Source organism: Amphritea sp. GJ51-11 (assembly GCF_055808735.1).
This window is the reverse complement of record NZ_CM147881.1, coordinates 1,693,111-1,706,819: the sequence shown is the minus strand read 5'-3', so window position 1 is coordinate 1,706,819 and position 13,709 is coordinate 1,693,111. Positions and strand designations below refer to the sequence as shown.

The window sequence follows — 13,709 nt, the reverse complement described above, 5'->3', positions numbered from 1 at the left end:
AGTTTATTACCTCCATTGATTACCTCCGTTTAACATACTGGCTCTGACCATCAGTTTTTTACCAGCAAACGGCAACAACGAGCGACTATACGCTGGAATTGCTGCTGCAGCGCTGGGTTAGCATCACCGGCATAACTAATCCGCTCATAATAATCGGCCAAGGTATCAAACTCGCCTGCCAACGGCGGAAACTCACGCCTCAGCCGGGCAAAAAAGTGTCCCACGGTTTCCCCTTGACGGCGCTGTCGGTCAAACGGGATTAAACGGCTATCCAACCGAGCTAGCGCCTGCAATAACGGATCTTTCTGCTGTCGACGCCGCAATAGACTAAAGGCCACAAACAACATCACCAAAGCACCGGGCAGCAGGATCAGCAACAGCAGTTTAGCCACCGAAAGGTCACCTAACAATCGCTGTAAAACGCCGGACTGACGCTCGTGGAAATTAAGTACCCAGCGATGCCAGTCATAGTTGATCGCCTCATAACGCTGCCTTAACTGCTTTAAAAACACACCACTCAGAAAGCCATTGCGCATTAACATAGCATCTGCCAGAAACGCAGGATCACTGCTAAACAGTTGCGCGGCCGACTGCTCTAGTCGTAAGGGCGCGACCACCGAGGTTGGATCAAGCCGGTGCCAACTGGCATCCTGTTGATTCCAATATTCTAACCACGCATGCGCTTCGTATTGGCGCACTGTTAAGGCACCATCTTGAGGGTTTAATTCGCCGCCTAAATAGCCGCCGACCACCCGGGCAGGAATACCCGCCGCGCGCAACAACACCACCCCGGCGCTAGCGAAATGGCCACAGAAACCTTGCCGACTCTGAAACAGAAATTGATCGACCGGATCACGCTGTTGCAACAGAGGTGGCTCCAGTGTGTAACGAAAATTGCTGGCGAAGAAAGTCATCATTTGCCCTGTAAATGCTTCAACCGTCGGGTATTGTGCCGCCCACTGCTGTGCCAGTTGTCGGGTTTGGTTATTTATCTGGGGCGGTAGCTGTCGATAATGATTTAATTCGATGGCCGACAGTGGTTGCCGGGTAGCACCACTCAGTGATTCTAGCTCATATTGGCTACGCTGCATTAATGGCTGCGCCGCCTGCAATGTCAGATCATCAATTTGCCGCAGGTTCGCCGGGTACGTCACCGGCGTATCTAGGCCATAACGCCAACGCTGCCCTGTCGCCTCCATCACCACCTGATAGCGATAGCGTTGCGCGCCCGTTGACTGATAGGTAAGACGTTCATTCGTGTCAGTAGCACTCGCTTGTGCCTCTAACCGGGCTGACCGACGCCAACGTCGACCATCAAACTGATCATAGGTTAATCCACGCCAATAACGCTGAGGTTCCGGCGGTAATGGCCCGGAAAAACTCGCACGAAAGACGATATCCGCGGATCGCGTCAACCGGCTAACATCCCCCGGCGACATGGCATCCGATAGTCCGGTAAAGGCTTGCCCCGAATTCATATCCACCTGCCAAAGCGGCCCTATGCGAGGGAAGATTAAAAATAGAATAACCATCATCGGCAATGCTTGTAGGTATAACACGGCTGAGCGCTTTAACGGCCGCCAAATATCATTATTTTGCTGGCTACGGTACACCGTATTAAGGCAGGCGGTCACCACGATCAGCGATAATACGCCATACAACGCCATCGGAATCGACTGATAAAAAAGGAAGCTGCAAACGATTAGCAGTAATGCCACATAGAGCATCACTAAAGCATCGCGACGGTGATACATTTCCGTCAGTTTAAGCAGGAAGGCGGCCATCAACAAGCTCACCGTCACCACCATCACCGAACTAGAGCGTAGCTCAGCCAGCAAACCAGCCAACACCAGCAACATCAAGACCAACCGTACGCTCCAGTGGGGAAAGTTCCAACGTCCCTTATGCACCATCAACCGCCAACCGACGGCCAACATAGCCAATAAAAACAACCAAATGGGGACAACGCTAACAAAGGGTGCCATCACCATCAGAATACTGACCAACAACCACAGCATACTGCTGCGGGTAAGCTGAAAGACCGGTTTCATTGTCCGCCCTCCTCTACCCGGCCTTGAACACTCTGATCTTGCCCCAACCGCTCATCCAAACCAAAGCAGGCCAGCGCTTCTAACACCCGTATACGGTGGGACTCGCCCCGATCGGGATTTATCCGTACTTCCGGTAGGATCAAACCATACTCTTCACCACGATGATGCAATTGCAGTACCCACCAGGTTAACCGTGATAGCCGGGCTTCTGTGCTCAACTCTGGCCAAAGCAGCCAACTGAGCCAGCGCCGGTTATCACTGAAATCAACGTATTGCTTGGCATGCATCCCCTGACCACGAGCATAATTTTTCCATGCCACTCGTTTCAACGACATACCGGGCTGATAAGTTTCCAGTCCAGCAAACTCTTCACCACCGGGACGCTCTCCCTGATGCGCTAAGGTTTGATCGCCCTCGCCGACCCTACTCAGATCGGCTAACTGACCACCGGCCAGCGGACGGGGGTATACCAACGCGGTAAGATCCACCTGCACCCAGGTCCAAGCCCGAAACAAACCCAATGGGTAGAAGGTTTCGATCAACAGCGCATCCGGCTGAAACCGCCCCCGCCGAGACGGCGTCTGATACAACGTTAAAGTCACGGGCTGATCATCTAATAGATCGACAGCACCGCCCTCAGCACCGGCTAAAGCCAACTGGATGCTCTCGTACTGTCGTCCACTGTGCGTACTGAGCTGTAAATCGAAAGCTGCTGGCTCGCCGACAAAACAGGGATCCCCGCGCACAAACTGAATGGTCAAACCCGACAAGTTGGCATAGGTATGCAGAATGGTCACGATAAACAAGCTGCCTAATAGAAAGGTGACCGCAAACATCAAATTATTCTGAAAGTTAATGCCTAGCACCAACATCACTAACAACAGTAGTAAAAACACTCCGCCACTGCGTGACGGCACAATATAGATACGCCGTTGACTCAGTGTCAGTTGTTTTAACCGGGGACTGCGACGCAGGCTCCAGCTAAGCATCGCACGGCCTAAACGCTGTTTTATCGATTCCATCGTCGCCCCTCAGGCTAGCGCTTCACGCCACCACATCAACACGACTCAATAACAGTTGAACCAAACCGTTGGCGCCTAATCCACCCAGATCTTCAGCCGCGCGCAAACGGTGACCTGTGACTAGCCCCAGCAACTGCTGTAAATCTTCAGGAATAACATAATCACGCCCCTGAATATAAGCCCAGCTTCGACATGCCCGTAACAGTGCCAGTGCGCCCCGAGGGGAGATACCAAAACTAAACTCAGGCGCTTGACGGCTATAAGCCACCAGCCGTTGTAGATAATCGATAATACTGTCAGACACCTTAACCCCGGCACAGGCCGCCGTTATCGCTTGCAGTTGCGGCGGAGTGATAACCGTCGCCATGGTTTCGAGTCGCCGTCGTGGATCGCCCCCTTCAGCAGTTCCCGTTCTGCGCGACTATCGGGATAACCGAGCTCAATCCGCATCAAAAACCGATCGAGCTGTGATTCAGGTAACGGAAAGGTGCCCTGCTGGGTCACCGGGTTTTGTGTTGCAATCACAAAGAAAGGCGTGGGTAGTCGATGAGTCTGGCCGTCCAAACTTACCCGTCCCTCCTCCATCGCTTCCAATAAGGCTGACTGGGTTTTCGGCGTCGTCCGATTCACTTCATCGGCAAGCAACAACTGGGTAAACACCGGGCCGGGATGAAACTGAAAGCCATTACTGGACGGGTCGAAAATACTGACCCCGAGAATATCTGCCGGTAACATATCACTGGTGAACTGGAGGCGCTGATAATCTAACCCCAGCACCTTAGCCAACCCGTGGGCTAAGGTAGTTTTGCCCATCCCCGGCAGATCTTCTATTAGCAGATGACCCTCGCTGAAGATACAGGTTAGTGCAAGCTTGATCGCTTCCTGTTTACCATAGAGCACCTGGGATACTTCATTAATGGCCGCTTCTATCTGATCTCGCATCGGGACTCCCTAGCCGTGGTTAACGCATTTGATAACAATATTGAATCCAAGAGCGGCTCAACCACCGACTCCTGCTTCTAGACTAGCAAAAAGAGACTGAGAAATAAGCCTCTGAGATGAAGCTTATAACGGTTACTTAATTTAGATCGGTTATGCATCGCTAACAGCCTAAGCCGCAGGCAATAAAAAAGGCGCTAAGCGCCTTTAAAGTGATCATTATTGAGTGTCTGTGTGGCCCGATTTAGCCCGGCCGAAAAGCCACTCAATCAAAAATCAATTAATGGTGATGACCGCCAGCGCCATGGGCGTGACCGTGCTCCATCTCTTCTTCAGTGGCATCACGTACTTCAACCACATCAACATCAAACTTAAGCGTCTGATCCGCTAACGGGTGGTTGCCATCAACAATGACGTTTTCCTCTGTGACCGCAGTGACAACAACAGGCTGTTGACCCCAAGAGGTTTGCGCCATAAAACGCATACCCACTTCAATGGTATCAACCCCATCAAAAGCGGCGCGCTCAACTTCCTGAATCAATTCAGGGTTCAGTTCGCCGTAACCCTCTTCTGGAGACACTTCAACTTTCACATTATCGCCAGCTTTTTTGCCAACCAGTGCTTTTTCAAGACCCGGTACGATATTGCCGGTGCCGTGCAGGTAGGCCAAAGGCTCTGCGCCGACAGAGGAATCCATGACCTCATCATCTAGGTTAGATAGGGTATAGTGAATTAGGACAATCTTTTTGTCGGCTATCTGCATCGTTCAGACCTCAATAGGTGTAGACATGAACAGCGCTGCTGACAGAGGCCCGGATTAGTGTATTTTTTTAATCTGGGGGTGAGTCCGAAGATATCAACCCCTAGCCATCAATTTTAGTTAGCGTGGCGGCAATGAATCAGGATCATTAAATAACTGTTGGATTAATGTCGCCGCCGGAACCGCGCGGCAGCCACTCCGGTTTTGGCCACTCCATAACGGCGTAAAGTCAGCCGATTGTTGCGCTTCTGCCGCCTGCCTCAACGGCGCTATAGCGGCCCCGGCCAACGGAAAAGCTGGCGCTAGAGGCGCCATTGGCCCGAGCGCCTGCATTACTTCGTTCATAATGCCGCGCGCCGGACCACCGGAAAAAATATTGGTCAATGCGGTCGGTTTATGGGGTTCGGCTAACGCCTGTCGATGCAGAGCATTGACCCGAGACTCATCACATAACAGAAAAGCAGTGCCTAACTGTACGCCTGCAGCCCCCATTGCTAACGCCCCGCGAATACCGGCGCGATCGGCAATGCCGCCGGCCGCAATCACGGGCAGATCGGTGACCGCCAGAATCTGTGGTAAAAGCGCCATGGTACCTATCTGCCGGTTAAGATCTCGATCAAGAAAAAAACCTCGGTGACCACCGGCTTCAATCCCTTGAGCGATAATTCCATCGACTCCCTGCTGTTCTAACCATAGGGCTTCGGCGACGGTGGTGGCGCTCGATAGCACTTTGCAACCCGCACGGCGCACACGCTCGAGTAGCGCATCACTAGGCAAACCAAAATGAAAGCTCACAACCTCGGGGCGAAACGCTTCAACGATATCAGCCATTTCATCGTTAAAGGGATTGCGCACCGGGGCCGGCGGCACCGCCTCTGGATCGAGACCATAAGTCTGATAATAAGGCCGCAGCGCTGCTCGCCACTGTTGCTCTTGGGCATCATCCACCGTTGGCGGCTGATGAACGAAGAAATTCAGATTAATCGGTTTATCCGTAGCGGCGCGGATTCGCGCCATCTCGGCTCTTAACTGTGCTGGCGTTAACATCGCACAGGGCAAAGAGCCCAACCCACCCGCCTTGCTGACCGCAATGGTCAATGCCGCATCCTGAGCACCGGCCATCGGAGACTGAATTAAAGGTAACTGAATACCGAAAAGCTGCTCTATACCCATGTTTATCTCTCTGCTAATGCTAAGCGTGCACCTAGATAGATCAACACGGCACCACTGACCGAATTGAAACTTTGGCTAACCCGTTTATTTTGCAACCACTGTCGCGCGCTATTCACCGCCAGCGCCAAACCACATTGCCATACCATAGCAATGACAAAATGGATGCCCGCCAATATTAATGATTGCAATACCGCAGAGCCCGCTGGATCAATGAATTGTGGCAAGAATGCCATATAGAACAGCGCCGTTTTAGGATTCAACGCATTGGATAAGAATCCTTCCCGTAAAGAACGCCACAGGACAAAAGGCCTTGTGCCCCCCTCAGGCAAGCGGAAAAGACTCACCCCTTTAAAAACGCCCCGTAAACTACTGAGGCCTAACCAAATGAGATAACAAGCGCCAATGAGCTTCAACACATAAAAGGCATTCGCCGATTGCAGCAGGATCACAGAAATACCCAGCGCCGACACGGTTGCATGTAAAAACAAGCCTAAACAGATACCCGTACTGGTAGCAAACCCATCTTGCCAACCGCCCCGCGCACTGTTGCGAATCGTCACCATGGTATCAACACCGGGGGTCACCGTTAATAGCGTGATCGCTATCAAAAATGTGATAAACAACTGGCCATCCATCATCCGTTTAATCTCCGCAAACGCCATCATATAATGGGCCGCATCTTAGCAGTATTTAGCGCGTCACCTATAGCAAATTATTGATAACCCGCGAGCCTATCTGTTCGCGGTATTATTCCCGCCACCAATCATTAACGTCGAATACTGAGTAGGTAATAACGCCCCACGACCACCATCAGAATGCCCCCTAAAACGAGCAAAGCAGCAACCGTCAGCCGCAGAGTGATCACATCATCGGTAAACAGAACACCGCCTACCGCAGCAATCACCGGCACCAATAATTGCAGCACCGCCGCCTGTACCGCAGACAGCCCTCGCAGGGCGCGATACCACACCGCATATCCGATACCCGATGCCACTCCGCCGGACAACATTGCCAACCAAACACCTTGACGGGTTAGGGAGATATCACCCAACAATAAAAGTGCCAATAGCGCTATAACAACCAAGGGTAAGGTCTTGAGAAAATTAAAATGCGTATCCGCTAGAGGATTAACCGAGCCTCTGCCGATCAGGGTGTAACCCCCCCAAGCGATACCGGCGGCGGTCATCAGGATAAACCCCCACAGCGAAGGGGTATTGAGCACCGGTTTAAGCAGGTAAACAAAGCCACTGAAGGCTAAGAGTAATCCCAACCACTCCACCGGCAATAATCGGGTGCCACGAAATAGGCTAACCAGAATCATAGTGATCTGCACCGCACCGAACAGGATCAGCGCGCCAGTGCCCGTATCGAGACTGATATAGGCATAGGAAAACCCCAGCGCATAGATAAACAGCATCACCGCCGCCATCCAGCTACCTCGATTCTCTTGTGTCGCCGCTTTACCTCTCTGGCCGGTCAGATACCACAACAGCAACAACACGCCGATACCGGAAAGTAAGCGAATCAGCGTAAAGCTGCCCGCATCAATACTCCCTTCACCCAATGCTAAACGGCATAAAACCGAGTTTCCAGCAAAGGCCAACAGGGCAAATGCGGTGTACATCAGGGTTGATACATGTGAACCAAACTTCATTATTATTTTCCCGTCTGATCGATATCACGGTGATCGTTACCCTGGCCCCCAGACTTTTGACGACAGTGTTGCCGGCCGAGTTGCCAGAGCATCAAGGCGGCACCACAGCCGCCACTGCCGAGTACCATCGTCATAATCATAATTTGGTAACGCACTGCAATTAGCGGCGACACGCCGGAAAGAATCTGCCCGGTCATCATTCCCGGCAATGAAACTAAGCCAACAGCCAGCAAGCTATTAATCTGCGGGATCATCGCCGCCTGAAACGCTGTCAGTCGTGCTTGAGGCTCCGGCTTACCCTCTTTCAACTCAGAGTGATAACGTTCGGCGGCCAAACTGATTGCATTCATCGTATTGGCAAAATACATCCCCGCCAACGGAATAATCACCCGGGGTTCGTACCAAGTCTCAACACCGATCACCAACACTAAAGAGATAAACAGGTGCAAGCCGGCCGAGCAGCCTAAGGCGATCAATGTCGGTATGAAATAGTGACGCTGGTGATCTACCGGACGCAAGGCGATCCAGCTAGCAATTGCGACCATCAGCGTTAAAACCAGTGAGGTAACCCAAGGGGATGGATTATCAAATAGCGCCACCAGCACATAGCCGACCGCCACTAATTGCAGTGTCATCCGGGCAGCGGATAATAACACTTCCGCCGCACTGCCAGACCAACGGGCATAGACGATAGCAATCAACACCACCGGTATCCCACACCACGCCAGCGACCACCATGAAATCACATGCATCAGGGCTCTCCTGTCATCGCGCTAGCGCTTGCCGGCAACGGTTTACGTATTACTGGTGAACTACTCGGTCTCGATACCGATAAAGCCACCGGACTGATGGGCCCACAACTGTGCATAGACACCACCTTTTCGTACCAGTTCGTGATGGCTACCCTGCTCGATGATCCGTCCTTGATCCAAAACGATCAACCGATCCATCGCGGCTATGGTCGACAAACGGTGGGCAATGGCGATCACCGTTTTACCCTGCATGAGGTTCAACAGTCCCCGCTGAATATCCGCTTCCACCTCTGAATCCAACGCCGATGTTGCTTCATCCAAAATCAGAATAGGGGCATCCTTAAGGATAACCCGAGCAATGGCGATCCGTTGTCGCTGTCCCTCGGAAAGTTTAACACCTCGCTCACCAACCTGCGCATCATAGCCGGTACGCCCCTCAGGATCACTTAAACCAAGAATAAAGTCATGCGCCTCGGCCCGCTTTGCTGCGGCAATCATCTGCTCATCGGAGGCATCAGGATGACCATAAAGAATGTTGTCCCGCACACTACGATGCAGCAATGAGGTATCTTGGGTGACCATGCCGATCTGATGGCGCAAACTTTCTTGCTGCACCTCTCCGATGTCCTGCCCATCGATCAATAAGCGCCCGCCCGCTAAATCATGAAACCGTAAGAGTAGATTCACCAAAGTCGACTTACCGGCGCCAGAGCGCCCCACTAAACCGACTTTTTCACCCGGTCGTATCGACAGGTTAAGGTGCTCAATCACCCCGGCGGCCTTATCATAGTGAAACGATACATCACTATAGTCTATGGCTCCTTTAGTCACCTGCAGCGGTTTAGCCCCCGGCTGATCAGTTACGTCCAGCGGTTGCGCCAAGGTATTCATGCCATCGTTTACCGTGCCGATGTTTTCAAACAGCGCACTTACCTCCCACATGATCCACTGGGACATACCGTTAAGCCGCAGCGCTAAACTGATAGCAATGGCAATCGCGCCGACGCTAACCAAGCTAAAGCTCCAGAGATAGATCGCTACCCCCGTAATCACAAATACCAGCAGATAATTGAGACATTGCACTAACACATTCAATCCGGTGGCCAGCCGCATCTGTCGATACACTGTATCTAGAAAGCCATCCATACTCTCACGGGCATAGTCCGACTCTCGCTGACTATGGGAGAACAGCTTTACCGTAGCAATATTAGTGTAGCTATCGACGATCCGTCCGGTCATGGAGGAACGAGCATCCGCCTGAACCGCCGACACATCACGCAAGCGCGGGACGAAATACCACATCAACAGACAATACCCCACGAGCCAACCGACTAATGGCAGCATCAAACGGATATCCGCTTGGGCCACCAAAACCAACATCGACAGGAAGTACACCGTGATATACACCAGTACATCGAGTAGCTTCATCACCGCTTCACGCACCGCTAAGGAGGTTTGCATCACCTTGGTGGCAATACGCCCGGCAAAATCATTCTGATAAAACGACAAACTTTGGCGTAACAGATAGCGATGCGCCAACCAACGGATCGACATCGGGAAGTTTCCTAATAACACCTGATGCACGATGACCGAATGCAGCGCCACCAGCAACGGCAAACCGATCAACAGCATAACCCCGATCAACGTCAGAGTATCACCCTCTTCTTGCCAAAAAGTTTCCGGCTGTTTCGTGCTAAGCCAATCAACCAACTGCCCCAAGAAGCCGAATAACGATACTTCGAGAATCGCCATCGCGGCGGAACACAGTGCCATCCATAACAGCGGCCACTCCATCCCACGCATGTAATAGCGGCAGAAAGCATACAGTCCCGTCGGCGGTTGGCCGGGTTCAGGTTCAGGAAAGGGGTTGGTCAAACGTTCAAAAAAATCGCAACATCAATAAAATCCAACAGGCCGGACAGACAAAAAATAGGATGCAAAGCATACCTCAAGCAAGCGGGGTTAAACATATCTATAAGATATGGCAGCCTGAAACCCTTAGCCCCCAGAAACGCACAGCGACGATAAAATAGCTGACCGTTTTAACTATTTAAACGCTCAAAGATCATTTATTTGGTCTAAGCTGGACACATTATCGAGATATTCTGTGTCACTACTGAGTATTTCGTCACTGTTAATCTACTGCTTACCTTTATGGATATGCATAAATGGTTTTTAACCGTTTCATAATGACATCGCTGCATAACCGGGTTTTAACGCTCACCCTCGTTGGCTTTCTGTTATCCACCATCACTGTCACCCTGATAGTGTTTCGTGCGCTACAACAAGACGCCACCGAACGACTGGTCGAACAGCAGCAGGTGATGGTCGATATGGTCGTCAAACAGATGGATTCTGCACTGCAGGCTCAGATCGATTATCTAGAAATATTTGCAGAAACCCTGCACACCAAAGATGCCCTTTATTCAAATCAACGGATCCAAGCCGCGCTCAAAGCGGATACACATTTACAAAGCCTTTTCAGCGGTGGCATTTTAGTCCTCAACCGACAGGGTATCTCCTTGGTTGACTTCCCGATGGTGCCGCACCGTACCGGAATCGATTTCTCCGATAGGCAGCATCTACAGAAAGCACGACGGTTAAAAACCACCGTGATTACTGAGCCACTGCTGGGCAAAGGGCTTAAAAGCCCTCTGTTTAGCATCAACACCCCCATACTCTCGGCTTCCGGCGAGGTGTTAGGCTTTATCTTCGGCGTTAATCTGTTAGCGCAAGATAACCTGCTGAAAGATCTATCTCAGCCCACCTTACACGACGAAGGCCGGATGATGATCATAGATCCCCACTTAGAGATCTATGTCACCGACACCCTCCAAGGGGTAGCCTTGGAAAGTTATCAAAATGAAAAACACTGTGATTGTATTGAGCAATTGAAAACCGGGGTTAGTTCAGGAATAACCCTCAATAGCGCTAATGAACAGGTTATCTTCACCTCCGCTAAATTGGCTAAAATGGACTGGCTTGTCATCCGCAGCTACCCGCTGCAGAAAGCGATGCAGACCGTTAATAATCTAACGGAAAACGTTGTCCTAGTGATTTTATTGATCAGTCTACTGATGGCCGTCGTGATTGCCTACCTGCTTAAAAAGCTACTCACACCACTGACCAACGCGGCTAACGATATCCGTAAAATGGCGCAGGGTGTGATACCCAAACAAGACTTAACGGTCACCAGTCATGATGAAGTAGGCCTGCTTTTAAGCGCCTTCAATCAACTTAACCGCAATCAAAGCCGCTATGAGCAAGCACTCTTAGAATCGGAAGAGCGTTATCGGCTAACCATGGAAGCCACCCAAACGGGTTTGTGGAGCTGGAACTTAGTCGAAGATTCGATTCGCTGGGACAAGCAGTGTTACGAAATGTTGGGCTATGAGGATCAGGCGTTCCAATTAGACAAAGCCCTGTTCCGCAAGCTAATGCACCCGGAAGATCAGGTTCAGTTCTACGTTAACTTTCTACCTCAACTGCTGAACAACCAAACGGCTGAAGTACAGTTCCGCTTACTCACCAATGATAAACACTGGCTATGGTTAAAGAGCCGAGGCAAACCGATTAAATATGATGACAGCAACCATCCGTTAATCATTGCCGGTACCCAGATGAATTTTGAACAACAACGGCAAACGGAACAGTTACATCTAGCTGCGGCGGCATTTGAAGGCAATGACGCCATCATGATCATTGATCCGCAGGACAAGATCGTCAAGGTCAACCAAGCCTTTAGCCAGATCACCGGCTACTCGGCTGAAGAAGCAATCGGCCAATCCCCCTCCCTGCTTCGCTCTGGGGTACATAAAAGTCCTTTCTATGATGAGATCCGCGACAGCCTGAACCAATCCGGTAAATGGAAAGGCGAAATCTGGCACCGTCATAAAGAGGGATCGCTTTATATCGCCAGTATGCACATCAATACCCTGTTCAACGAAGATAACTCGGTGCATCAACGCATCACGACCTTCGCTGACATCACCGAGAAAAAGCGTACCGAAGAGCTGATCTGGAATCAAGCCAACTTCGACCCTCTGACGAACTTGCCCAACCGCAGAATGTTTATGGATCGACTGCGCCATGAGATACGCTTAGCAGCCCGCTCACAAACGACCCTAGCTCTGCTGTTCTTAGATCTCGACCACTTTAAGAAGGTTAATGACACCCTTGGACACAGTGTTGGCGATCAATTGCTGGTCGAGGTCGCGGCCCGGTTTACCCGCTTAGTTCGCAGTAGTGACACTATCTGCCGTCTGGGTGGCGATGAATTTACCCTTATTTTGCCACACATCAACAACCGCGAGCAGGTGCAACAGGTGGGCGATAAGATCCTCACCGCGCTGAAACAACCCTTTGAACTGGAGCAACAGTTACGCCATATATCGGCCAGTATCGGCGCCTCGCTCTACCCTCAAAATGGTAAGGATGCTGAGCAACTGATCAAAATGGCCGATCAAGCGATGTATTCAGCAAAAGAGGCCGGCCGTGGTCGACTACATTTTTACACCCCTGGCATGCATACGCAGTCACAGAAACGCACGAATCTGATCAGAGATCTGCGCTTAGCGATCCAAAATGAGGAACTTCAACTCTATTATCAGCCGATCATCTCACTGCAAACGATGTCCGTCATTAAAGCAGAGGCTTTAATCCGTTGGCACCATCCAACTGAAGGCATCATGTTCCCCCATCAATTTATTCAGATCGCTGAGCAATGCGGCATCATCCAAGCGATGGGCGATTGGATTTTCAAACAGGCACTCCAGCAGGTCAAACAGTGGCGTCTAACGTTAAACCCGGCATTACAGATCTGTATTAATGCATCGGCCGCCCATTTCGAAACCAAAAATGGCAGTAGTGCCCATAGCCGTTGGGTGCAAATGGCACAAGATAGCAACATGGAACCGGCCACCATCAATATCGAGATCAGTGAAAGCCTGTTGATGGAATCCTCCATCGAGACCCAGCAAAAGATCGAACAGTTACGCGCGGTTAACATCCAAGTAGGAGTAGACAACTTTGGCACCAGCTTTTCATCACTCACCCATCTAAACCGCATGGATATCGACTACCTGAAAATAGACCGTACCTTTGTGCGCAACCTGCACGCGGCCTCTGAAGACCTCACGCTGTGCAACGCCATTATTGTTATGGCGCATACGCTAGGCCTAAAGGTCATCGCCGAAGGCATTGAAACCGACGAGCAACAGCAACTGATGCAACAGGCCAATTGTGATTATAGTCAGGGATTTTTATACGCCAGCGCGATGACACCGCAAGAGTTTGAACAATGGCATCGGGATTTCAAGCCAACACAGCCGAACTAAACCCTGACGATAAGCCATAAAC

General features: G+C 51.1%; 9 protein-coding genes and 1 pseudogene. 1 reads left to right on the top strand and 9 read right to left on the bottom strand.

The annotated features are described in order from the left end of the window. Positions 1 to 50: 50 nt before the first annotated feature. The 9 genes and pseudogenes from AC0L4K_RS07420 to AC0L4K_RS07380 form a co-directional block, all read right to left on the bottom strand. Positions 51 to 2,051 carry a transglutaminase TgpA family protein gene (locus AC0L4K_RS07420; RefSeq protein WP_473268804.1) on the bottom strand — a complete coding sequence of 667 codons (2,001 nt, stop codon included), beginning with the start codon at positions 2,049 to 2,051 and terminating at the stop codon, positions 51 to 53. Continuing rightward, complete coding sequence (locus tag AC0L4K_RS07415; protein WP_473268803.1) at positions 2,048 to 3,073, bottom strand: DUF58 domain-containing protein; 1,026 nt, start codon at positions 3,071 to 3,073, stop codon at positions 2,048 to 2,050. The genes AC0L4K_RS07420 and AC0L4K_RS07415 overlap by 4 nt, the downstream gene beginning before the upstream one ends. 22 nt (positions 3,074 to 3,095) lie before the next feature. Further along, positions 3,096 to 4,015: pseudogene (locus AC0L4K_RS07410) on the bottom strand (AAA family ATPase). Between the two features lie 277 nt (positions 4,016 to 4,292). Continuing rightward, entirely contained in the window at positions 4,293 to 4,775 is a 483-nt protein-coding gene (locus AC0L4K_RS07405) for an FKBP-type peptidyl-prolyl cis-trans isomerase (RefSeq protein WP_417225552.1), read from the bottom strand. A gap of 117 nt (positions 4,776 to 4,892) precedes the next feature. Continuing rightward, the gene (locus AC0L4K_RS07400; protein WP_473268801.1) at positions 4,893 to 5,945 is read right to left on the bottom strand and encodes an NAD(P)H-dependent flavin oxidoreductase; all 1,053 of its coding nucleotides are present in this window, start codon (positions 5,943 to 5,945) and stop codon (positions 4,893 to 4,895) included. Positions 5,946 to 5,947: 2 nt separating this feature from the next. Continuing rightward, positions 5,948 to 6,610, bottom strand: a complete 663-nt coding sequence (locus tag AC0L4K_RS07395; protein WP_473268800.1) for a LysE family translocator — start codon at positions 6,608 to 6,610, stop codon at positions 5,948 to 5,950. 101 nt (positions 6,611 to 6,711) lie between these two features. Further along, the gene (locus tag AC0L4K_RS07390; protein ID WP_473268799.1) at positions 6,712 to 7,599 is read right to left on the bottom strand and encodes a DMT family transporter; all 888 of its coding nucleotides are present in this window, start codon (positions 7,597 to 7,599) and stop codon (positions 6,712 to 6,714) included. A 2-nt stretch (positions 7,600 to 7,601) separates the two neighbouring features. After that, positions 7,602 to 8,351: an ABC transporter permease gene (locus tag AC0L4K_RS07385; protein WP_473268798.1), complete on the bottom strand. Its 750-nt coding sequence runs from the start codon at positions 8,349 to 8,351 to the stop codon at positions 7,602 to 7,604. A gap of 60 nt (positions 8,352 to 8,411) precedes the next feature. Further along, the gene (locus tag AC0L4K_RS07380; protein WP_473268797.1) at positions 8,412 to 10,226 is read right to left on the bottom strand and encodes an ABC transporter ATP-binding protein; all 1,815 of its coding nucleotides are present in this window, start codon (positions 10,224 to 10,226) and stop codon (positions 8,412 to 8,414) included. A 314-nt stretch (positions 10,227 to 10,540) separates the two neighbouring features. On the opposite strand from AC0L4K_RS07380, the gene AC0L4K_RS07375 reads away from it, so the two are divergent. Further along, the gene (locus AC0L4K_RS07375) at positions 10,541 to 13,687 is read left to right on the top strand and encodes a bifunctional diguanylate cyclase/phosphodiesterase (protein ID WP_473268795.1); all 3,147 of its coding nucleotides are present in this window, start codon (positions 10,541 to 10,543) and stop codon (positions 13,685 to 13,687) included. Positions 13,688 to 13,709: the final 22 nt, after the last annotated feature.